The 20,969-nt window shown below is 69.0% G+C and carries 19 protein-coding genes and 1 pseudogene; 5 read left to right on the forward strand and 15 right to left on the reverse strand.

All coding sequences use genetic code 11. The annotated features are described in order from the left end of the window. Positions 1–803 precede the first annotated feature (803 nt). Positions 804–2,015, forward strand: a complete 1,212-nt coding sequence (locus tag ACFWP7_RS26065; protein WP_384385447.1) for a DMT family transporter — start codon at positions 804–806, stop codon at positions 2,013–2,015. A gap of 90 nt (positions 2,016–2,105) precedes the next feature. Further along, positions 2,106–2,396: a hypothetical protein gene (locus ACFWP7_RS26070; protein ID WP_384385449.1), complete on the forward strand. Its 291-nt coding sequence runs from the start codon at positions 2,106–2,108 to the stop codon at positions 2,394–2,396. Between the two features lie 74 nt (positions 2,397–2,470). Here ACFWP7_RS26070 and ACFWP7_RS26075 read toward each other — a convergent pair whose 3' ends face one another. Next, on the reverse strand, positions 2,471–2,956 hold the full coding sequence (locus tag ACFWP7_RS26075; protein ID WP_384385508.1) for a class I SAM-dependent methyltransferase: 486 nt from the start codon (positions 2,954–2,956) through the stop codon (positions 2,471–2,473). Positions 2,957–2,972: 16 nt separating this feature from the next. Here ACFWP7_RS26075 and ACFWP7_RS26080 point away from each other — a divergent pair, with 16 nt between their 5' ends. Further along, positions 2,973–3,521 (forward strand): GNAT family N-acetyltransferase, encoded by a 549-nt coding sequence (locus ACFWP7_RS26080; protein WP_384385452.1) that lies wholly within the window; start codon positions 2,973–2,975, stop codon positions 3,519–3,521. Here the strand turns inward: ACFWP7_RS26080 and ACFWP7_RS26085 are convergent. After that, positions 3,467–4,729: a serine hydrolase domain-containing protein gene (locus tag ACFWP7_RS26085; protein ID WP_384385455.1), complete on the reverse strand. Its 1,263-nt coding sequence runs from the start codon at positions 4,727–4,729 to the stop codon at positions 3,467–3,469. The two genes, ACFWP7_RS26080 and ACFWP7_RS26085, sit on opposite strands and share 55 nt — an antisense overlap. Here ACFWP7_RS26085 and ACFWP7_RS26090 point away from each other — a divergent pair. Together ACFWP7_RS26090 and ACFWP7_RS26095 are read left to right on the forward strand one after the other, a co-directional pair. Beyond that, positions 4,717–5,280, forward strand: a complete 564-nt coding sequence (locus ACFWP7_RS26090; protein WP_384385457.1) for an isochorismatase family protein — start codon at positions 4,717–4,719, stop codon at positions 5,278–5,280. The genes ACFWP7_RS26085 and ACFWP7_RS26090 overlap by 13 nt on opposite strands. Positions 5,281–5,357: 77 nt before the next feature. Continuing rightward, positions 5,358–5,765: a nuclear transport factor 2 family protein gene (locus ACFWP7_RS26095; protein WP_384385460.1), complete on the forward strand. Its 408-nt coding sequence runs from the start codon at positions 5,358–5,360 to the stop codon at positions 5,763–5,765. A 232-nt stretch (positions 5,766–5,997) separates the two neighbouring features. Here ACFWP7_RS26095 and ACFWP7_RS26100 read toward each other — a convergent pair whose 3' ends face one another. From ACFWP7_RS26100 to ACFWP7_RS26160, 13 genes and pseudogenes are all read right to left on the reverse strand, one after another. Then, complete coding sequence (locus tag ACFWP7_RS26100) at positions 5,998–6,276, reverse strand: Lrp/AsnC ligand binding domain-containing protein (protein ID WP_384385462.1); 279 nt, start codon at positions 6,274–6,276, stop codon at positions 5,998–6,000. Positions 6,277–6,564: 288 nt separating this feature from the next. Then, positions 6,565–7,488: a peptidase gene (locus ACFWP7_RS26105; RefSeq protein ID WP_384385464.1), complete on the reverse strand. Its 924-nt coding sequence runs from the start codon at positions 7,486–7,488 to the stop codon at positions 6,565–6,567. Between the two features lie 423 nt (positions 7,489–7,911). Then, entirely contained in the window at positions 7,912–10,542 is a 2,631-nt protein-coding gene (locus ACFWP7_RS26110) for a hypothetical protein (RefSeq protein WP_384385466.1), read from the reverse strand. Continuing rightward, positions 10,539–12,059, reverse strand: a complete 1,521-nt coding sequence (locus tag ACFWP7_RS26115) for a purine-cytosine permease family protein (RefSeq protein ID WP_384385469.1) — start codon at positions 12,057–12,059, stop codon at positions 10,539–10,541. Before ACFWP7_RS26115 ends, ACFWP7_RS26110 begins: the two co-directional genes overlap by 4 nt. Before the next feature lie 796 nt (positions 12,060–12,855). Then, positions 12,856–14,136: an XdhC family protein gene (locus tag ACFWP7_RS26120; RefSeq protein WP_384385472.1), complete on the reverse strand. Its 1,281-nt coding sequence runs from the start codon at positions 14,134–14,136 to the stop codon at positions 12,856–12,858. A 4-nt stretch (positions 14,137–14,140) separates the two neighbouring features. Continuing rightward, positions 14,141–14,911, reverse strand: a complete 771-nt coding sequence (locus ACFWP7_RS26125) for an aspartate/glutamate racemase family protein (protein WP_384385474.1) — start codon at positions 14,909–14,911, stop codon at positions 14,141–14,143. Between the two features lie 70 nt (positions 14,912–14,981). Next, a complete protein-coding gene (locus ACFWP7_RS26130; RefSeq protein ID WP_384385477.1) occupies positions 14,982–15,464 on the reverse strand; it encodes a MarR family winged helix-turn-helix transcriptional regulator in 483 nt (160 codons plus the stop codon). A gap of 78 nt (positions 15,465–15,542) precedes the next feature. Continuing rightward, positions 15,543–16,397 (reverse strand): alpha/beta fold hydrolase, encoded by an 855-nt coding sequence (locus tag ACFWP7_RS26135; RefSeq protein WP_384385511.1) that lies wholly within the window; start codon positions 16,395–16,397, stop codon positions 15,543–15,545. A gap of 20 nt (positions 16,398–16,417) precedes the next feature. After that, positions 16,418–17,080 carry an isochorismatase family protein gene (locus ACFWP7_RS26140; protein WP_384385480.1) on the reverse strand — a complete coding sequence of 221 codons (663 nt, stop codon included), beginning with the start codon at positions 17,078–17,080 and terminating at the stop codon, positions 16,418–16,420. Beyond that, a complete protein-coding gene (locus tag ACFWP7_RS26145; protein WP_384385483.1) occupies positions 17,077–17,775 on the reverse strand; it encodes an SRPBCC family protein in 699 nt (232 codons plus the stop codon). The genes ACFWP7_RS26140 and ACFWP7_RS26145 overlap by 4 nt, the downstream gene beginning before the upstream one ends. A 3-nt stretch (positions 17,776–17,778) precedes the next feature. Further along, positions 17,779–18,312, reverse strand: coding sequence for a (2Fe-2S)-binding protein (locus ACFWP7_RS26150; protein WP_384385486.1), 534 nt, complete (start codon positions 18,310–18,312; stop codon positions 17,779–17,781). Then, the gene (locus ACFWP7_RS26155; protein ID WP_384385491.1) at positions 18,309–20,663 is read right to left on the reverse strand and encodes a xanthine dehydrogenase family protein molybdopterin-binding subunit; all 2,355 of its coding nucleotides are present in this window, start codon (positions 20,661–20,663) and stop codon (positions 18,309–18,311) included. Before ACFWP7_RS26155 ends, ACFWP7_RS26150 begins: the two co-directional genes overlap by 4 nt. Further along, positions 20,660–20,969: pseudogene (locus tag ACFWP7_RS26160) on the reverse strand (xanthine dehydrogenase family protein subunit M); the annotation flags it as partial. The pseudogene ACFWP7_RS26160 and the gene ACFWP7_RS26155, both read right to left, overlap by 4 nt.

The raw sequence follows: 20,969 nt of genomic DNA on the forward strand, positions 1-20,969 counted from the left end.
GCTCATGCGCCTGGGCACGGGCGGGTCGCCTTCGCCACAGCAGGCCCACGCGGCCCGCCCGTCGGGGCACCGCCATGGTCCTGGCGGGCATGATCGATGTCCCGTAGGGCTCTTCACCCGTCGGCGGCTTGCCACCCCCGCTACGGGCGGATGAAGTGGAGACCGCGCTGCACAACGCGGTGGGCGTGCTGCGGCTGCGCCGCCCGTGTCCGTAACACGGGGCCTGGCCCTGGTCATCACACCGGCTCCCGGCCGCCCCCGACGGACAGCACCGCACGGAGGAACACCCGGCGAAGGACCGTCTGGGCCCGGATTCTCAGCGCCTTGCGGCCGGATCCTCAACCAGCTCGTGGCTGTTCAGCCCCGACACACAGGTCGCGCGGCAACCCCCACCTTTTCTTTCGAACCGTAGAGCCGTAACTCCCGTTGTGGGGGTGCCGCATGGGACTCCCACCCCGTCCATGTGCGGCGAACGCCCTTCGCCGTCCTCGCCCAGCTCCGGCCGCCCACAGGTGACCTGAAGGACAGGTACGTGCCGACCAGGCCGGGCTCACCTCCGCCGTCCAAGCCCTCAGTCGCTCCCCCTCCTCCTCTCACTGCACAGGAACTGCGTACTCAATGACCAATGCTGGACAGACCGTTGACGGCTTAACCCCCGCGTTCGGCCCATGCGGTCTCACCTTGCTCGGCCCCGCGCCGAGCGATGCCGTACATCTGCCGCAGGGCGGTGCACCGCCCTGCGGCACACCGGTGAAAGGACCCGCACTCCTTTCACAAGCGGCGGCGGACGGCGGTGTGCACGCATGAGATCCAAGATCGACCCACTGTCCGTGGTGGCGATGGCGGTCACCGTCGTCGCCATCTCGGCCACCGCCCCTCTCACCGCCGCCGCCACCGCCTCGCCGCTCGCCATGGCCTTCTGGCGCAACTGCCTGGGCTTCGCCGTACTCGGCCCCCTTCTGCTGCTGTTGCGCCGCCGCGAGGTCGTACGTGTCGTGCGCGGTGAGCGCGGCATCCTGCGCCGGGAACAGTGGCGGCCACTGGTCTTCGGCTTCCTCGCGGCCACCTCGCTGGCCCTCCACTTCGCGGCCTTCATGACCAGCACCCGGCTCACGTCGGTCGCCATGTCCACGGCGCTCGTCGCCACCCAGCCCGTCTGGCAGGCCCTCATCGCGGCAGGCCAGGGTGTACGGACCGCACGCAGGACCTGGGCCGGGCTCGCCCTCGCCGTCCTGGGAGCGACCGCGGCAGCCGGTCTCGACATCAGGTCCGGCGGCACCGCGCTACTGGGAGACCTGCTCGCACTCGCAGGGGCCATCGCCCAGGCCGGTTACACCGCGCTCAGTGAAAAGTCACGCGCCGACGTGAGCACACCCCTCTACTCGACCTTCACCTCCATGATCTGCGGCCTGGAACTCCTCGCCGTCTGCTGGCTCGCCGACATCTCGCTGACCGGTTTCGACAGATCCACCCAACTGTCGCTGCTCGGACTTCTCCTCCTCCCCCAGATCCTCGGACTCGGCTCGCTCAACTTCGTCCTCGGCAGGGTGTCGGCAACAACGATCAGCGTTCTCCTCCTCCTTGAGACGCCCGTGGCCGCACTCGGGGCATGGTGGCTGATGGACCAGGGCATCGAGCCCGCAACCATCCCCGGGCTCCTGCTGATCATCGTCGGCGTCACCGTCGTGGTGACAAGCAGCGCTCAGGAACAACCTGCGGCGCAGCCAGGCAGACAGGGCCAGGATTCGCCCCCGTACCCGGCCTACGCCCCTCACATCCCTCAACCAGCGTTCGCGGCACAGAACCTGACATACCGTCAAGTCGGCCCACCCGATCCCCGGTTGGACTGGGCAAAACACCCCGAACTCGAAAGCCCGACCATCAGATTCAGCTACCACGGCGCAGGTGCCTTCGACACCGTTCACCTCCGCAGACCACGCCTGGAGGACGACGAATACCAACCGGCCTTCCACGAACCCACCGACGCACTGGCCGATCACAGCCCACAAAGGTGACCGGGCTCGACGCGGACACCGCGGATCGAGTAGGGCTGTGTCTCATGGGCTTCCAGTCACTCTCACTCGGCCGGAGGATGAGGACGACCCATGAAGAGTTCCGCGGACGACATCATCCGTGTGGTGGTCGATGCTCTGGAGCAACGAGCCTCCGCTCGGGGAGAAACCGTGCGAGTTCTCGGTTCGGTTCGCGCCCTTGTCGCGAACGATGAGGCGGAAATCGCGGTCGACTACCTCATCAACACGGTCAACTCGTTCCGGCTCGCGCTGCGGCAGGGCGAGTACGACCGGCTCGTGTCGGCAGCCGTCCGTCTTGACTACGCAGACTGTTTGACCGACTTCGATCGTCAGGTGCTCGTCCCCGACGACGAGGACGAGTAGTCGTACCGTCGGCTGGTCGGCGCCCCGGGTGCGGACGACGACCCGCCGGTGGCGCCCGTTTCGCGGCCGTGGTGTCAGTGGGTGGGAGCGTGATGATGCGGGGTCGGCTTGCGGGCCAGGATCTGAATCGCCACTGACTCATGACCGTTCATGGTGGGAACAGTGATGTATCGAGTGCCGCGGGAGTCGAATCCGGCGAGCAAAGAGCTGAGCCGGTCGCGCGAGTGGTGGCGGCACACTGCGCCGTCATCGGTCCTGAACACTCCGTAGGTGTCGTGGTGTTCGGCGAAACCGGCACAGCGGTCGCGATTGTGCTGGTCGTCCTGCAGAAGAAGGTCGCTGAGGTAGAGCAGTCCGCCCGGTTTCAGGACACGTCTCAGCTCCCCGATCGGCCGTGTTTGCGCGTCGTCTCCGGGAATACAGGTCAGCACCGCGAAGAGCAGGACCGTATCGACGCTCTCATCCGGCCACGCCGGTGTCGGCGGCGTGTCCAGCACCGCGAAGGACATCGCGGGGTGCACACGGCGGGCCTCGGCGATCATCCCTGGCGAAGCGTCGATCCATTAGGGTTGCGCGATGTTCGAAGGAAGTTTGGTAAGGCTCCGTGCGCTGCGCGCCGAAGACGCGGCGCATCATCTTCGGTGGCGCAACGACCCCGAAGTCGTGCGCTGGGCCGCGGCCGGCGATCCGTGTTTCGGCCCGGTCACAGCAGAGGCGATCGGGCTCGGCTTCGACACCATGCTGCGCCTGAGCCCGAGGGAGTCGGCCGTGTTCACGGTCGAGGACCTGGCAGGCGGAAGGGTGATAGGCATGGCGGACTATCGGGACCTGGACCCGCACGCCGGAGTGGCCACCCTGGGGGTCACCGTCGGTGAGCGAGAATTCTGGGGTTGCGGCCACGGCAGTGACGCGATGCGGCTGCTCGTGGGCCACCTGTTCGGCGCGTACTGCCTGAGCCGCCTGGAGCTGGACACGTGGAGCGGCAACGAGCGCGCCGTGCGCGCCTTCACCAGGCTGGGCTTCCGTGAGGAAGGTCGCCGCCGGGCGGCGGTGCTGGTGGAGGGAGAGCGCTACGACCGGGTGCTGTTCGGGCTGCTTCGCGAGGAGTGGGCGAACCCCGCGTGACGTCGTAGAAGATCTTCCAAGGGCTGTTCGTGGGAGCGAGAACGAGGGTGCCCAAGATCGTTGTGTGACGAACAACCTGGACACTCTCGCGACAGCACTCCATGTGACAACCGACGACCACGAGCCCGCGGACAGCCCGCTCTGCCGCGAGCAACTGCTCGTAGCTGCTGCCGGTGCCGTTGGCGACGACGACAATGGAGCGACGCGCGTCTTCGGTGAAGCCGGTGTGCACGGTGAACCCTTCCAAGTCCCCTCCGTGGCCCCAGGTGTGCCCACCGCAGGTCAGAGGCTGCTGCATCAGTCCCCAGACCGTATCGCAGGCCGGGGAACCCCACTTCGAAGTCCTTGCCGACGGACACGGTCCTACGCATCTCCGCGAGTCGGGCGGGAGGCAGCAGGCGCCCGCCGAGCAGGGCGGTGAAGAAACGGTCCAGGTCGCGTTCCGTGCCGACGAGGGCAGCGCCCGCATCCACGGACGAGACGTTCCTCGCCGTGGTGTCCGTCCAGGTGCCCGAGCCGGGGAACTGGTGATAGGTGTGCGCGTGCGGAGGCTTCAGGTAAGGCTTGTCGCCGGGGGCGTAGGTGCCGGTCAGGCCGAGTGGGCGGATGATGCGGTCGCACACCTCCACGCCCCAGGGCCGCCCGGTGGCCCTTTCGATGATCATTCCGGCCAGGACGTAGCCGGGGTTGGAGTAGTTCCAGTCGGGCTCGGGTTCATCTGCCGGGGCGGGCGGGAAGTCCGGCCGGTGGCACACCGCTCCGGCGACCAGCTGCTCGGGGTTCCAGTGGTCGAATCGCGTCCGCTCGAAATCGGCTGCGGCGTTCCCGATGTCCTCCTCGGCACGAGGGCCGTGGACACGACGGCGGCAGCGAGCACAGCGGCAGTTGCGAGCCGGGCCCGCGAGGTCATCACTGTTGCCTTCATGCCCTCGTACTCTGCCGGGGCGGGCCGGCCGCGCCCATGGCGGCAGTCTCCGGAAGCGGGGTGGGGATATCTCCAGGCCCCGGGTCGGCCAGCCGGTGAGGGACGTCCCGGACGGTGGCCAGGACGCACCCAGCGCGTGGGCGCAAGGAAGGCGACACCCGGGACACAGGCGACCAGGGCCACTGAACCCCAGAGCCGTTGGAGTCCCCGTTGTCAGCCGCCGGTTGACAACCCCAACCGAGCCATCCGCACTCCCATTACGGTGTCCCCATGCCGCATGCACCCGCGCTCCTCGTCCTTGACATGCAGAACGCCGCCCTAGCCATCGCTCACCGGCCGATGGAGACCATCGCCACGATCGCCTTGCTTCGGGAACGTGCCCGTGCCGCCAACGTGCCTGTCGTTACGGTCCAGCACGACGGCCCTGGGTTGGAGCCCGGCACCGAAGCGTGGCGGATCGTGCCCGAACTGGCCCCTGGTGAGGGCGAGAAGACCGTGCGGAAGGGCAGCGCCGACGCCTTTCTCGACAGCGACCTCGGCCCGTTCCTTTCGGGACTCGGCATCACCGAGATGGTCGTCACCGGGTTCGCCACCGAGTTCTGCGTGGACACGACCGCGCGGCAGGCACTCAGTCGCGGGTACGACCTCGTGCTCGTCGCCGACGGGCACACCACCTCAGCCCGACCGGACGTCGACGGGTTCGTCGCGTCCGACAGGGCCGTCCTGCACCACAACGCCATCTACCGGCACATCAACTTCCTGGCACGCAGCATCCGTGTCCTGCCGGCCGCCGACGTGGACTTCACTGCTCCCCAGGCTCCTGACCACGCTTGAATCTGCGAGCCTCCGCCCTCATCAACACCAAGTGCACCGCTGCAAAGACGTAATCGTCCACGTCCAGGGAGACCCCAGTGTCCAGAACGCCGCAGCAGATCTTCGACAGCTACATCTTCGCCGGCACCATCAGCCGGAATGCCGATGCCCTTGCCGAGAGCTTCACCGAAGATGGCGTCTGGGAGGCACCACTCATGCCTGCTGACGCAGCCTTCCCCAAACGGTTGGCAGGTCGCGAGGAGATCCGAAGCGCAATGGCGACGTACTACGAACAGCCGGTGAAGGACGGCCGCACACCGAACCTTGAGAAGACCGGATACGTACTGCACACCACCTCCAGTCCCGACGTGTTCATCGCCGAAATCGACACGGTATTCGACGGGGACGGCGAGGACACGGTCATCTCGCTGGTGCAGATCTTCCGCATCCGCGACGGAAAGATCGCCCGCCTACGCGACTACTTCGCGCCGGAGCTGATGAATTGACGACGTGACCGTTTCCACATTCCGAAGGGCGAACCAGTACCGAGCAGTTGACCTGGGAAGCCGCCGGGGAGAACGCTGAGTGAGCCCCTCGCTGGACCTGCACCCGAGCAGCGCACCATAGACGATGGCCTCCAATGAGGCTGGCACCAGGGGCTGTCAGGCTGGGACCGCAACGGTGTCGGCGGCACGGGACGCTCGGCTATCGGCTATCGGCTATCGGCTATCGGTGGCTTTATCCGCTCGCCAGGCGGCCCAGGAGGGATCGGGGTCGGTACGGGATGACCTCGCCCAGTGAGATGGCCGTGCTGGTCCGGTCGACTCCGTCGATGGCGAGGATCGCCTTGGTGATGCGGTGCAGGTCCGTGGTGTCCTTGGCGACGACATGCGCGAGGAGATCGGCGTCGCCGGTGGTGTAGTGGACCTCGATGACTTCCGGGAGCGAGCAACCCCTCGTGGCTTCGTCGGCCCCGCCCTCGCCGCATGGCTGGCCACCCGCACCGGCGGCTGGCACTCCACTTGGTGGATGACCTCTGCCTGCGCGACGATGGGCATCGTCCTCAGCCTCCGCCTCAGAAGCCGCGCGAGCCGGGCGTGACAAGGTGAAGGCGTCTCGGCACAGGTGTTGGGCGACTCCCTCGCGTACCGGTTGAAACCGTCGGGAGACGCACCACCCGCTGCAGACGAGTGGGCCCGCTCGTCAAAGCGAGCGAACCCACTCGGCCTCGGTACAGAACCGGTTGAAACAGGGCTTCTCAGTTCGGCCGACGAGCGGTTCCACGCTGCGCGGGCTGCTGCCCCGTCAGCTGTTCTGGGCCCCGTTCCAGACGTTGTACGCGGAGTTGCCGTACGCCGATGTGGCGGCAGCCGATCCGTAGCTACCGGAGTAGGCGCCGGTCTGGATCGCGGAGCCGTCGGGCTGGTAGTTCTCGATCCAGGCACCGCCGCTGGCGCCACCGGACAGGCCGTTGCAGTTGTCCATCAGGCGCTGCCCGTCGGGTCCGGCATAGCCCTGACCCTCGCACCAGACGGCGTAGTCCTTGTCGGCCGGCAGACCGATGATGTGCGCGTAGTTGCTCGACCAGTTGAAGCCGAGCCCGGTAGAGCCCACGACGTCCTGCACACGTCGGCCGCCCGGAGTGTCCAGGACGAGAAAGGCGCTGTCGTTCTCCTGACCGCCTCCCGTGACCCAGCCCGCGCTGCGCCAGCCCCACCAGCCGTAGGGCGCGTTGCCCGTGTTGTAGTTCGGAGCGAAGCGGTAGTTGGTGCCGCCTTCGCCGAATCCGCAGTGCCGAGCGGTGGCCAGCACCGAGCCGTTGTTGCTCGTGACAACGTTGCCAGAACAGATGTAGTCGCCCTTGCCCGGGATCGTGAAGTACAGGCGTCCCACGGTCCCCCACACGCTGGCCTGGGCCTCAACTCCCGAGCTCACCGTCGGTCTTGTAGCGGGGATGTGTACGGGCTCGCCGGTGACCTCGGCAGCCGGGCCCGAGGTGGGCTGCACCTCGGAGACTCTCTCGGGCGCGGGCATCGGCTTGGCCTGTCGGATCCGCTCCGGGGTCCAGTAGGCGTCGAGTTGTGCACGTGACTTGGTGTTGACGACCGCGCCGGTCCCGATGGGGGTACCGGTCGGCCGGTCCTGCGCGACGGCCGAGACCGGCGTCAGCGCGACACACAGACTCGCTGCCGCGGCAAGGGTGGTGAGGGCAAATCGACGTAAGCGCATGGGAACCTTCCGGGTTCGGGAAGTGATCAAACGCGCTCACTGTCGCACGGGGTTCCGCGGGAGATCAACGGTGCGTACCGAGGGGACTTTTCCCGGTGGCGCACCGGGAGTGGGAGGAAGGGATGCCGGCGCATCCCGCAGGGAGGGATGGGTCGCCGGTCGACCAACTCGACTCCGGGACACGGCTGTTGGAGACGCGCGAGGGCTCGTGGTCCACGATCTCATGGGCACCAGGAGCAGCGCGACGGTAGCTCCCCCCGGGACGCGGGAGTTGGAGATACTCCTAGGCGGGCCGCTCTCCCGCCATCGGCACGGCATGACGGGCATGTACCGATGGCCGCCCGCTTCCCAGCCGCACCCGAGTCCGCCCGCTTCCCAGCCGCACCGGAGTCAACCAGCCAAGTCCTGGGCGGTTCCGGCAGCTCACTCCGGTCGGTCCGCGAGCCCGGCCATCCGCGGTCGTAGCCGTGGAGCGGCGGCGAGTCCGCTCGGGTCGGCTGCTCCGGCCTGGTGGCGGGTGCCGGCGTAGTAGTGGTTGGCCCCGGTGGAGGCGACGCGGATGCGCAGGTCGTTGCGTCCTGGACGGAGCACGGACGAGGCGACGTTGCAGCGGAAGGGAGCCCATCCCCACCGGCCCACGGTCTGTCCGTTGATCTCGGCCTCGGCGCTCGTGTGCACGACGGGCAGGACGAGTTCCCAGTCGGGCCAGGCCAGGTCGGCGGCGCTGATGTCGAAGGTGTTCCGGTACTCGCCGATGCCCGAGTACTCGGGCCAACCCTGTTCTTCCCAGCCGCGGTCGACGTCGATCGACTGCTCGGCGGCGTCGAGGGTGAGCTCCCATCCTCGGTCGATGATGAGGGGAGCCGGCACCGTGCGCGGCCCGTGGGTCAGGTGCCAGCAGGCCAGTTCACCGGGAGCCAGGCTCAGGCGCAGTGCGCCGTCGATCTCGAACGGGGCCTCGACCACGCCGGACTCCGGCCGCCATCGAGTGACCTGGGCCGGGAGTTGAGAGGGCCGGACGTGGACGGCTCGCTCGCAGTCGTCGTCGTTGAACAGGGCGATCCGGGTCCCGTCGGCGTCGAGTGTCCGGCGTGACCACACCGCGCCGTCGAAGTCGATCGCCAGGTGGCCGGCGAGCGAGCGGTCCAGATGGGGTTCGACGGATGCCGCCGACGGGATACCCGGCCAGTGCCGGGCCCGTGGTCCGGCGAGCAGTTCCCCGATCCGTCGGCTCACCCGGTCGTCGGCGCCCTGCGTCTGGGTCGCGTGCGGGACCGGGCCCGAGGCCAGCAGTGCTCCCCCGCCGTCCGTGAACTCCGCGAGCGCGTCGAGGGTCTTGTCGTCCTGGACCACGGACACAGCGGGCAGGACCAGGGCCCGGTAACGGCCCGTGAGCCGTCCCGCGCGCAGGTCCCGTTCGTCGACCAGATGGAAGTCGTGTCCCGCACGGGCCAGATACTCGGTCCAGAACGCCGTGTGCTCGCCGTAGGAATGGGTGGGACCCTCCGCCCAGCTCGTCCTGAGGGGATACAGGACGGCGACCTCGTCCAGCGGCCGGGTTCCGTCGAGGAACTCCGACAGCCTGCCCGCCTCCTCCGCGAACTCTCGGTGGTGGGCGAACCACGGCTCGAAGTTCACGCCGGGGGCGAAGTCGAACCGGGGATTGGTGAAGAGCTCGTCGCCCTCGTGCCCGTCGGTGAGCCAGAAGGCGTGCATCAGCAACTGCCTGGCGCCGAGCAGGTGGTGACGAACCGTCTGGTCGCGCAACTGCCCCAGGGTGAGTTCCCAGCGGCCTGCCGCGAAGTGCGATCCGGTCTCGGTGCGGGCGAAGTACTGCTCGACCATGCAGCCGCTGCGACCGTTCGAACGGGCCACGGAATCGCCGAACTTGGCGCTGATCTGGGGGTGTTCGTTGCGTGCGTCGACGGCCGTGATGTCGCGCCAGCGGTCCAGACCGAAGTAGTCGGTGCCGAAGTTCGTCCGCGGATCCTCGGTGATGATCGTGGCGGCGGGATTCCAGGAGGAGACGTAACCCAGCACCTCATGGCCGGACAAGGCCACGCCGTGCTCCGTACACCACTTGGACAGCGTGCCGAAGAACGCGTCGATCCCGACGGCCGAGTAGCGCTCGAAGAAGACGCACCGCCAGGCCGCCGTCAGCGGGCCGACCTCGCGCGCCAGGGACAACAGGACGCGACGGTCGGCGGGCACGACGGTGGGTGCGTACATCAGCGACGAGTCGACGTGGGCGCGGCGCTGTCGCCAGTCGAAGAAACACCCGTGCGGCTGGTCGAAGAAGACGTAGCTCACGGTCGTTCCCAGGTGCTCGCCGAAGGCCTCCGCGTAGGGCTGGTAGCCGACTTCGAGGAAGCGTTGGGCCGCCTCCGGCAGCAGGTAGTTGATCATGCGGCTCGACGCGCACCGTGCGGCGACGAAGACGGTGACGGCCGACTGACCGGCCAGTGCCTGGGCAGGTACGCGCACTCGGCATCCTGACTCGCCGGACTCGATGAGCTGAGCGTGCTCCGTGACGTCCGTGATGGAGTCCTCGGAATCGATGTCTCCGGCCGGATGGGCGAGCGCCGCGACGATCTCCCATTCGTCCCACCGCATGACTCCGCCCGAGAACACCCAGTTCTTTCCGGGCTCCAGCAGATAGTCCACGTCCTTGGCGCGGATCTCGTCGACGGCGCACTCGGCGTACTCTCCGACGGGCTCCCCGGTGGTGCAGAACATGTGCCGTTCGCGCAGTTCATCGCGACCGCTGACGGTACGTCCGCCCGCGTGCCCGGAAAGCCAGTTGTACTCGTCGTAGATGCCCAGCATCAGTCCCCGGCTCGCCGCTTCGTCGGCGGCGAGTCGGCATGCGGCGAGATATTCGGGCCCGAGATAGTCCTCGATCGGGAACGACAGCCGGGTCTGGATCTGGAAGGACTTGAACCCGGCCGCGGCAAGGGTGTCCAACTGCTCCCGGATCTCGTCGGCTGTCGGAATCCGGTGCCAGAACCAGTAGGTCGCCGGCGCGTGCCACTGGTCGGGGCTTTCGAAGGTCATGAGGAAACCCTCGCGAGCTCCGGTTCACGCTGCGCTGCGTAGGTGCCCTTCGGGTCGATCTTCAGCGCGAAGGTGAGGAACGCGTACATCCCGGCGCCGACCGCCATCGCGATCAGGACACCCATGTTGGTGCTGCCGACGACGCCCTTCTTCGCCGAGTCGGACAGCAGGAACCCGACGACCTTGGCGAGGTTGGGGTCGGACGAGGTGACCAGGCCCAGGCCGATCACGGTGGCGACGCCGAGGGACAGGAGCGCCGTCCACCGCCCGCTGCGGCCTCCCTCCCCCGCGCGCTTGGCGAGATCGACGTTCCAGCCCAGCCGCCGCTGGCGGATGAAGTCGAGCAGCTGAATCGAGCCCATGGTTCCCATGACCACCGCGATCAGGGCCAGGAAGGCCTGGAAGGTGGCAAGGAACGAGTCGGAGAGGAAGAGCAGGTAGAAGGCGCCGGCTGAGATGATGACCATGTTGATGACCGTGGTTCCGGCCCGGGATACAGGCACTCCCAGCGCGAGGAGCGCGAGTCCCGAGGAGTAGAGGCCGGTGATCGCAGCGGCGACCAGCGAGATCACGATGACGATCGTGAACGGGATGAAGAACCACAGGGGCAGCAGGTCGGTGAGTGCGCCGATGGGATCGTTCGCGGCCGCGGTACCGAGACCGGAGTCGCCCGCGGCCAGCAGCACACCGAGAACGAGCAGCACGGCGACGGGAAGCACGATGCCGAAGGTGGTCCAGCCGATCACGCTGCCCGCCTTGGTGCTGCGCGGGAGGTAGCGGGCGAAGTCACCGCCGTAGTGCAGGAATCCGATCCCGACCATCGTCATGGCCAGGATGACCCCGCCGACGAAGGTGGCCAGTGATCCGTTCGCCGCGCCGCCGATCCGGTCCCACTGGATATGGGGGACGACCATGCCGATGAACACCACCGTCATCACTCCGGTGAGCCAGGCGATCCACTTCTCCACCTTGAGGATCATCTGGTGGCCGTAGACCGCGACCGTCACGGACACGACGAGCACCGCGATGTACCACAGCACGATCGCCGGAACGGTCGCCTCACCGTGTCCGTCGGCGAAGGGGCCCGGCCACAGCCTGGCGAGGAGATTGGCCCCCGAGGTCGATGCCAGCGTGATGAGGGTGACCTTCCAGCCGACGTTGGACAGGTAGGCGAAGAAGGTGGGGAACTTGTTGCCGTGGAAACCGAAAGCAGACCGGGTCTGGGTGAGGGTCGGCAGGCCCGTACGAGGACCGCCGACAGCGAGGATGCCCACCAGCGTCGAGGACAGCACGTACCCCAGGATCCCCGCCAGGATTGCCTGCCAGACGCTCAGGCCGACACCGAACACGTAGATGCCCAGGCTGACCCCGAGGATCGACACGTTCCAGGAGAACCAGACGGGGAACAAGCCGCCTGGTGTGCCATGCCGTTCCGCGTCCGGGACGGGGTTCACCCCGTTCTGTTCGACAGCCGAGACAACGGGTGGCGACACAGTGGGTGCCGAGATGTCAGTCATGATCTGTTCCCTTCGGGATGGCGCCGCTGATGAGGTGGGCAGGCGACAGCACGTCGTCGGCCGGCCTTCCGCAGTACGTCCTGCGGGGGCGTTCGTGGAATGTGCCGCGGACGGTTCGCCTGCCTCCTGCCGGACGGCAGGGTGTCGGGAAGCGTCAGCCGGCGAGGGGTGTGACCGCCTTCACCAGCGCCGTCGGCTCGGCGCCGGGTCCCTCATAACGTGTCCTCGACAGCCTGGGCGGAGTCGGCGAGGACCGGGGCCGCACGGACACGGTCACCTGTCGCGGGAGTGGCCGGGCGTGCCCCTTCATTGATCACGTAGCTCACCAGGGCGCCGGATGTTCCCGTCTGCCGGGCGACGTCAGCCCGCGCGGGGGCCTTTCCACCGTGCTGCATATCGGAGACATCCGTTCTACTCGAGACGATTCTCGTCATGTCCTGCTGAGTTGACGGTGCGGTGGGAGGCCTCATCAGGGGGGTGTCCCGAGGCTGGGGTGGAATGGGGTACGTCGGCCGGAGGGATGGGGGCCGGCACCCGCGATGGCGGTCGCCCGTCGACCGCGCGCACGGTGTCGATATGAACCGGGCCGGTCACGACGTTGTGCGGTTTCCGAGCGGTTCGCCGGACACACTGCCGGATGCGGCTGGTCGCGATCCGTCCGCCTCCGCCGCGCCGGAAAATTAGTCCGGATGCTGACTATCTCCCGGTGGAGCCTCTCCGTCAAGGGTTGCCTGAACGGATCTCCTCGCGGTCCCGGGCACGCTCTCCGGAGCACCGCGTACGGCGCGAGCTCGCCTCACAGCCGCTGGGCGATCAGGGAAGCCGAGGCCCGGAGTGCGTGAATCGGAGCGAGGGTCTCGGTCAGGCTCCGCCCTGTGCCGCCCTCGCGCAGCGCGATGATCTCCGCCGCGATGGACACGGCGGTTTCCTCCGGGGTGCGTCCGCCCAGGTCGAGCCCTATCGGTGAGCGCAGCCGCGCCAGAGCCCTCTCGTCGACGCCCGCCTCGCGGAGGCGCCGCAGCCGGTCCTCGTGTGTGCGCCTGCTGCCCATGGCTCCGATGTAACCGGCGTCCGTGTGCAGCGCGACCTCCAGCAGGGGGATGTCGAACTTCGGGTCGTGGGTGAGAACACAGATGACGGTACGCCCGTCGACCCTCGTACCGCTCAGCCACCGGTGCGGCCAGTCGACCACGACCTCGTGTGCATCCGGGAATCGGGCAGGCGTGGCAAAGACAGGCCGTGCGTCGCACACCGTGACTCGATACCCCAGAAAGGTGCCGAGTCGTGCCAGTGCTCCGGCGTGGTCGATCGCACCGAAGATCAGCAGGCGCGGGGGCTCCGTGAAGGATTCGAGGAAGAGACGGGTCCCGTCCGGCAGCCTCTCCCGCGTAACTCCCTTGTCCAGGAAGCCCGTTGCCGGAAGGTCGCCGATCTCGGCGCTGTCCGCGCTCATCACTCGGCTGTACGTGGCTCCCCCGCCGTCCGCGCTGCCGGGCCCGTGCCCGTGCCCGTTTGCATCATCGGCCGACGCGGCCCATCCACCGCCCGGGCACGACTCCCCCAGCAGGCCTGACGGGCTGAGCGGTCGCATCCGCAGGAGTGCCTGCGCGTCCAGGTCACGTTCTCCCAGTGAGCCGGTCACCGTGCCGTCCTCCTGCACGAGCAGACATGCTCCCGCCGACGCACCGGACAGCACCGTCGCCATCGCCGCCGCACGGCCCTCCCGGACCGCAGCGGCCAGGGCCGACCACGGGGCGAACTGGCCCTCCGCGACGGGACGTACGAAGATCTCCAGCGTGCCCCCGCAGGTCAGACCCGCCGCGAACGCGTCGTCGTCGGCGACGCCGAATGTCTGCGTGACCGCCTCCCCGGCCTCCAGGGCCTGGCGCGCCAGCTCGTAGACAGCGGCCTCCACGCAACCGCCCGACACACTCCCCGCCACCTCCCCGCTCTCGGACACGGCCATCGCCGCGCCTGGCTGCTTCGGGGACGAGGACCAGGTGGCGACGACGCTTGCGACGGCAAACCGGGTGCCTGTCGCGCACCAGCCGTCGAGGGTCTCCAAGATGTCCCTCATGGGTTCAGGCCGTGGCGGAGCTGGGGACGCGACCGCTCAGCAGGCTGCCGGCGCCGGGCACGAAAGTGGGCAGGCCCAGTGCGGCAAGGATGCGGTATGCCGTGGCGGTGGCCGCGGAGAGCACCGGCAGGCCCGCCGCGTCCTCCACCGGCTGGATCGAGGGGAGCGACGGCATCTGGACACATGCGGACAGGACAAGGGCGTCGGCCCGGGAGAGGTCGAGGCGCCGCCAGTGATCGCGCAGGTCGGCGGGGTCGAGGCGAGCCACCGCCAGGTTGTCCGGCACCTCCAGGCTCAGCGCGTCCACCACCTCGGTGCCCGCGTCCTCGATGTAGTCGGCGACAACGCGGGTCAACGGCTTCATGTACGGGGTGATGATCGCGACCCGCCGTGCCCCCAGGGTCCTGATGCCGTCGAGCAGGGCCCCGGCGCTGGAGATCACGGGCGCCTGTGCACCCTGGTCGCGGAGTACGGCGGTGATCTCGTCCTCCGCGGTGCAGTGGAACCCCGGTCCCTGCGCCATGATCGCCACGAGACAGGCCGTGGCCACCACGTCGGGGCGGGCATCGGCGAGTTCCAGAGCCGCGCGCCCGGTCTGCGCGTTCATGGCACGCAGTTGCTCGGGCGTGACGTGCTGCATGCGCATTCGGCTGCTGTGGAAGACGAACCGGTCCTCGGGACGTACGGATTCACGGTCCCGCAGCATGCGCGGAAGCTCCGTCTCCATGGTCAGGTTCGAGCTGGGCACGATCAGGCCGATGTGGTGGTCGGTCATGGCATCCTCCGGATATCTGGTGTCCGTACGGTGGCGACCCAGAACCCGTGGCGTGCCCGCAGCGAGCGGGTTACGAGTTCTCGGTCAGTCCCTCCCAGTGATCGGCGAGGGAGGTGAGCAGGTGCATGATTTCTTCGCGCCGCTCGGCTCCGAACGGCTCCAGGAGTCGCTGGTCGAGCTGGCGCGCCCGGGTGTTCGCGCCGAGGAGGGTCTGCCGGCCCTCCTCGGTCAGATAGAGCAGCTTGCGGCGGCCGTCCGCGGCGGCCGTCTTGCGTACGATCAGGCCTCGGGTCTCCAGCCGCCTGGCGACGTCCGCCATCGTCGACGTGTCCAGGGCCACCGCCGATGCCAGCGACCGCTGATCGTGGCCCGGTGCCGACTCCACGGTCTGCAGCACCGCGAACTGCGGGCCCGTGAGTGTCGGGTCCACCGCGCGGATCCAGATCGCCAGGTACGCCTGGTAGAGGCGCCGGACCTGATAACCGGGCGCGGCCGTCAGCGCGACGGGAGGCCTGGGCGTGGTGGAGGTCGGGGTAGCGGTTTCGTCAGCCATGCAGCCACTTAAGCACGGCCTTTGCCTGGTTCGGCACCCGGACCGGGGCGGTCCGGAAACGGGGGCCATGGACGGCTGTCAGGTCAGCATCGGGCGCAGTGCCTCCCTCAGCTCGGCGAGTGCGACGGGAGGGTTGTCCCAGAACAGCATGTGGCCGGCGTCCGGGATCTTGCGGAACACGGCCGAGGGGTGCAGCCGGGCCGCCTCCTGCGCGCCCTTGGCGGTGACGACGGGGCTGTCCGCGCCGTACAGCAGGGCCGTAGGGCCCGGTACCGAGGGCCACCACTGGAAGAAGTCCTCGGTCTCGAAGCCGCGGTGGGTGGCCACGACGGCGTCCTGCGCGCAGCTGGCCAGCCAGCGCGCCCGCAGTGCCTGCTCCGGGCGCGGCCAGCGCGGCCACGCCTGTGCCACCTCATCCGCGTCCGTGCCACGCACCGCCTGCGCGAGCTGGCCCAGGAAGGCGTCCAGCGTGGTGGGGTAGGGCCCGCGCCCCGGACCGCTCATCGGTGGGTCCCCCAGCACCGTGCCGCGCACGGCGACCTTGCACCGGACGGCGGTCACGGCCGCGATGCGCGCGCCCATCGAGTGTCCGAAGAGGAGGGGCCGGTCGAGTCCGAGCCCCGTGATGACGGCTTCGGTGTCCTCGGCGTACTCCTCAAGGCTGTACGAACCTCCCGCGTCGGACAGCCCTCGCCCGCGTACGTCGACGACCAACGGCCGTACCAGGTCGGTGAGTTCACGTGCCACGAAGTCCATCGTGATCGCCGGGCCGGTGATGCCGGGGAGCACGACGAGCGGGACGCCCGGGCCGCCGTAGTCCAGGATGTGCAGACGTGTGCCGCCCGAGCGCACCCAGCGACTCGTTGCGGGCACGTCGGCCAGATCGGCGAGCGCGGACTGCGGCAGGCAACGGGCGGGTGGAGCGGAAGTCATGGGGTCCTCGGGCGGTGGGGTCACGGGGCGCTCCTCGGCAGGCCGTCGAGATAGGCGACGGCATCCTTGAGGCCGATCACGTCGCCGTACTTGGCCTGGATGTCGAAGAGGTTGGCCTCGTGCGGGCCGGATGCCCGGTCGCCGACGCACTCGCCGGGCACCAGCACCGAGAACCCGGACTGCACGGCGTCCACGGCCGTCGCCCGTACGCAGCCGCTCGTCGTCGCCCCGCACACCAGCACCGTGTCCCGGCCGAGGCCGGTCAGCAGGGCGGCCAGCGAGGTGCCGAAGAAGGCTGAGGCGCCCTTCTTCACGATCAGGTGGTCCTGCGGTTCGCGCGGCAGCCGGGGATCGACCCTGACCTCCTCGCTGCCTTCGACGAGGGACCGCATGCCCGGCGCCTTGTGCAGCCAGACGACGGCGTCACCGGCCGCCTCGGCCGGTGTGTAGGCGATCGTGGTGAACACGACCGGCACTCCGGCCGGACGTGCCGCCTCGATCAGCTCGCCCGTGGCGCCGACGACATCGGTCAGGTCCGCGCCCGACGGGAAGGCCTCCTCGGTGAAGCCGCGCGTGAGGTCGACCACGACGATCGCGGGCCGGCTGCCACGACGCACGGGGGCGCCGAATCCGGCACGCGCGTAGGTGTGTTCCGTCTCCTGCCCGTACCGCGCGGTGCTCATGACGACCTCCGCAGGGCCCGCAGTTCCCGGGCCTGGGCGGTGAGCCTGCCCAGCAGCCAGCCCTCGAAGAGGCCGACCGCGAACGCCCCTGCGACCAGGCCGTACTTGGCTGCCGCGGGACCGAGCAGCAGGGCCAGGCCGTCGAGTTCGGACTCCTCCGCGAGGGCGGCCTGCGAGGCGGGGGCAGAGGTGACACCCACCCGCGGGGAGTTGGCACCCACGTGTGGGGAAGCAGCCGCTCCCCCGGCCCGGTCCGCGTCCAGCAGGCTGCCCAGATTCTGCGCGAACTGCTGCAGGATCCGGTCCGACACCGCGGCGATCGCGCCCTTGCCGAACTGGGCGATCTTGCCGCGGATCACCAGGTCCGTGGAGAGCTGGAGCAGCGCGCCCTCGGGCGCCGCCACCACATCGAGTGCGACCTCGGCCTCCGCGTCGCCGTTGCCGTGGGTGTCGGCTCCGCGGGCGTGGACCCGCAGTCGCCGTCGCTCGGCGTCGACCTCCAGGAACCGGACCGTGCCCGCGTAAGCGGCGCTGATCGGTCCGACCTTGATCTTGACCCTGCCCTGCCAGACGTCGCCGTCCTGCCCGTCGAGCGCGGCGCCCGGCATGCAGGAGGCGACCCTTTCGACGTCGTTCATCAGGGCGAAGACCTCGTCCGGCGAGGCCTTGACCGGAACCGTGTTGGTCAGCTGCATACGTCACTTCTCCTTGCTGTCACAGAGGTTCGCGCAGGCCCCGCGCCGAGCCGTCGCGCACCCGTCGATCGCCTCGACGATGGTCTGGTAGCCGGTGCACCGGCACAGGTTGGCGGCGACGACCTCACGGATCTCGTCCTTGGTCGCCTCCGGCCGCTCGGCGAGGAACCCCTCGGCGAGCATCAGGAAGCCGGGCGAGCAGAACCCGCACTGCAAGCCGTGGTGCTCACTGAACGCCCGCTGCAGATCACCGAGTTCGGTTCCGTCCGAAAGGGACTCGACCGTACGGATCCGGGCGCCCTCGGCCTGGGCGGCAAACATCAGGCAGGCGCGTACGGGCCGGTCGTCGACCAGCACGGTGCAGGCGCCGCAGATGCCGTGCTCGCAGCCGACATGCGTACCGGTCAGCCGCAGCTCGTGCCGGAGTACGTCGACGAGAGTGCGGCGCGGCTCGGTGATCACCTCGTGCTGCTCGCCGTTGACGTCGAGAACGAGGAGCTGCAACTCCCGCTCGCTCAGGGCTGTTTCCTCGGTCATGAGGTGGCCTCCAGGTGCAGGGCGCGATGCACGGTCTCCGGGGTGATGGGGGTGTTGTCGAGTTCGACGCCGGTGACGCGCAGGGCGTCGTTGACGGCGTTGAGGACGGCGGCGGGGGCCCCGATGGTGCCGCCCTCGCCGGCGCCCTTCGCACCGGTCTCGGTGAACGCGGAGGGCGTCTCCAGGTGGTGGATCAGTACGTCGGGGATCTCGTGGGCGGTGGGCACCTTGTAGTCCATGAAGCTGGTCGCCGACGGTTCGCCCTGGTCGTCGTACGTCACCTGCTCGAACAGCGCGCCCGCGATGCCCTGCGCGATGCCGCCCCGGCACTGTCCCTCGACGACCTGCGGGTTGATGGCGACGCCGCAGTCCTCCACGCACACGTACCGCAGGATCTCCACCTGTCCGGTGCCTTCGTGCAGTTCGACGACGACGCCGTGGGTCGCGTTGGAGAAGGTGCCGTCGTTGAACACGTCGAAGGTGGCGGCGGCCATCAGACCCGGTTCGATGTCCTTGGGCAGCAGGTGCGCCCGGAGGTAGGCGATGTCGGCGATCTCCTCGTAGGTGAGGGCGACGGAGGGCTCGTCCCGGCGACGGGCGACACCGTCCGTCAGCTCCACGTCGTCCGGGTCGATGTCCCAGCGGGCCGCCGCGATGGCGCGCAGCTTCTCGCCGAGCTTCTTGGCAGCGAGGCGTACGGCGCTGCCACCGATGGTGATGGAGCGGCTGGCAAAGGTGCCGAAGCCGTAGGTGATGCGGTCGGTGTCGCCCTGATGGAGCCTCACCTTGGCGATGTCGAGGCCGAGTTCATCGGCGACGATCTGCGCCATCGTCGTCTCGTGGCTCTGTCCGTGGCTCATGGTGCCGGTGGTGACGGTCACCGCGCCGCTGGTGTCCATCCGCACCTCGGAGATGTCGAATCCGGGCACCACCTGCATCTTGCGCTGGGCGAAGGCGGTGGAGCCGTATCCGGTGCGCTCGCTGAAGCACGAGTAGCCGATACCGATGTGCCGGCCCTCGGCCCTCGCCGCGGCCTGCTTCCCGTACCAGCCCTCGTCCTTGACGAGTTGCTCGCAGAGGTTCAGCGACTCCAGATAGGAACCGGGGTCGTAGGTGATGTTGTTGACGCCCGTGTAGGGGAAGTCGGTGATGACGTTGCGGCGGCGGATCTCGACCGCGTCCAGGCCGAGTTCACGCGCGGCGCGTTCGAATAGCCGCTCGACGACCATCACGTACTGCGGGCGGCTCACTCCCCGGTAGGGCCCGGTGGGTGCCTTGTTGGTGGTGATGGCCCGGCCGCGCACCCGGTAGGCGGGCACTTTGTAGACGCCGGGCATCTCGGCGGATGCCATCAGCGGCTCGATGCCGGCGGTGAAGGGGTAGCAGGAGTAGGCGCCCATGTCGCAGACCACGTCCGCGTCGAGGCCGAGGATCCTGCCGTCCGCGTCGAAGGCGGCGCGCACCTGGTAGTGCTGTTCGCGGGCGAGGAAGGACGCGGACAGGGCGTCCTTACGGTCCTCGATCCACTTGACGGGACGGCGCAGGCGCAGTGCGGCGGCGGCGGCCGCGATCTCCTCGCGTCCGACGACGCACTTCTGGCCGAAGCCGCCGCCCATGTCGGGCACCACGACCCGCACCGCGCGCTCGTCGAGCCGCAGGCTGCGGGCGGCCACCGTCCTCACCTGGTGCGGGATTTGGGTACAGGTGTGCAGGACGAGCTGTTCCTCGCGGTCGTCCCAGTGCGCCACGGCGCCGCGGGTCTCCAGCGGCAGCGCGTTCTGCCGGCCCGTTCTGGTCTCGACATGGACGACGTAGGGCGCGGACGCGAAGATCTCGTCGATGCCGTCCGTCGCGAAGAGGGAGACGTCGACGAGGGTGTTGTCGACGGCTTCGGCATGGACGAGCGGAGCGCCGGGCGCGAGCGCCACCTCCTCGGAGACGACCGGCGGCAGCGTCGTGTAGGTGACGCGGGCCGCCTCCAGTCCGTCCTCCACGGCGTAGGCGTCCCGGGCCACGACGATGGCGAGGGGCTCGCCCACGTAGCGGACCTTGTCGCGGGCGAGGACGGGCATCGCCGTGGGGACGAACTCCGTGAGGGGGCGCCCGAGTTGGGCGGTGATGTCGCCCAGCTCCAGGTCGTCCGCCGTGAACGCGGCCACGACGCCAGGGACTTCGCGTACCGCCGAGAGGTCGACCGAGGCGATCTCACCGTGGGCGACCGTGCTGCGTACGAACTGGGCGTGCAGCATGCCGGGCAGTGCGATGTCGTCGACGAACCGGCCGCGCCCGGACAGCAACCGCGGATCCTCGCGGCGTGCCACCGACGTACCCACCAGCTTTTTCCGGCTCATCGGGCCATCGCCTCCTCACAGGCGCGCCGGACCAGTGTCCGGACGAGTTCTTTGCGGTAGTGCGTACTGGCGGACGCGTCGGCGGGAGGCTGGACAGCCGCCGCGGCCGCGGACGCGCAGTCGTCGAAGGAGCCGCCGCCGGCCAGGACGGCTTCTGCCTCAGGCACCCGCACCACCGCGGCCGCCACTCCGCCGAGCGCCACCCGGCCGCCGCGTACGGCGCCTTCGTCGACGTCCAGGTCCACGGCGGCCGCGACGATCGCGAAGTCACCGCGCCGCTCGGCGAATTCGGTGAGGGCCGCGTGC

This window comes from Streptomyces sp. NPDC058470, assembly GCF_042721055.1.
Classification (GTDB): Bacteria; Actinomycetota; Actinomycetes; order Streptomycetales; family Streptomycetaceae; genus Streptomyces.

What these genes read in the sequence shown, in the direction of transcription:
- ACFWP7_RS26155 (WP_384385491.1), bottom strand. Translation starts at nt 20,663, where the DNA reads ATGAGCCGGAAAAAGCTGGTGGGTACGTCGGTGGCACGCCGCGAGGAT.
- ACFWP7_RS26080 (WP_384385452.1), top strand. Translation starts at nt 2,973, where the DNA reads ATGTTCGAAGGAAGTTTGGTAAGGCTCCGTGCGCTGCGCGCCGAAGAC.
- ACFWP7_RS26115 (WP_384385469.1), bottom strand. Translation starts at nt 12,059, where the DNA reads ATGACTGACATCTCGGCACCCACTGTGTCGCCACCCGTTGTCTCGGCT.
- ACFWP7_RS26140 (WP_384385480.1), bottom strand. Translation starts at nt 17,080, where the DNA reads ATGAGCACCGCGCGGTACGGGCAGGAGACGGAACACACCTACGCGCGT.
- ACFWP7_RS26105 (WP_384385464.1), bottom strand. Translation starts at nt 7,488, where the DNA reads ATGCGCTTACGTCGATTTGCCCTCACCACCCTTGCCGCGGCAGCGAGT.
- ACFWP7_RS26125 (WP_384385474.1), bottom strand. Translation starts at nt 14,911, where the DNA reads ATGACCGACCACCACATCGGCCTGATCGTGCCCAGCTCGAACCTGACC.
- ACFWP7_RS26120 (WP_384385472.1), bottom strand. Translation starts at nt 14,136, where the DNA reads ATGAGGGACATCTTGGAGACCCTCGACGGCTGGTGCGCGACAGGCACC.
- ACFWP7_RS26090 (WP_384385457.1), top strand. Translation starts at nt 4,717, where the DNA reads ATGCCGCATGCACCCGCGCTCCTCGTCCTTGACATGCAGAACGCCGCC.
- ACFWP7_RS26110 (WP_384385466.1), bottom strand. Translation starts at nt 10,542, where the DNA reads ATGACCTTCGAAAGCCCCGACCAGTGGCACGCGCCGGCGACCTACTGG.
- ACFWP7_RS26070 (WP_384385449.1), top strand. Translation starts at nt 2,106, where the DNA reads ATGAAGAGTTCCGCGGACGACATCATCCGTGTGGTGGTCGATGCTCTG.
- ACFWP7_RS26145 (WP_384385483.1), bottom strand. Translation starts at nt 17,775, where the DNA reads ATGCAGCTGACCAACACGGTTCCGGTCAAGGCCTCGCCGGACGAGGTC.
- ACFWP7_RS26135 (WP_384385511.1), bottom strand. Translation starts at nt 16,397, where the DNA reads ATGACTTCCGCTCCACCCGCCCGTTGCCTGCCGCAGTCCGCGCTCGCC.
- ACFWP7_RS26150 (WP_384385486.1), bottom strand. Translation starts at nt 18,312, where the DNA reads ATGACCGAGGAAACAGCCCTGAGCGAGCGGGAGTTGCAGCTCCTCGTT.
- ACFWP7_RS26130 (WP_384385477.1), bottom strand. Translation starts at nt 15,464, where the DNA reads ATGGCTGACGAAACCGCTACCCCGACCTCCACCACGCCCAGGCCTCCC.
- ACFWP7_RS26065 (WP_384385447.1), top strand. Translation starts at nt 804, where the DNA reads ATGAGATCCAAGATCGACCCACTGTCCGTGGTGGCGATGGCGGTCACC.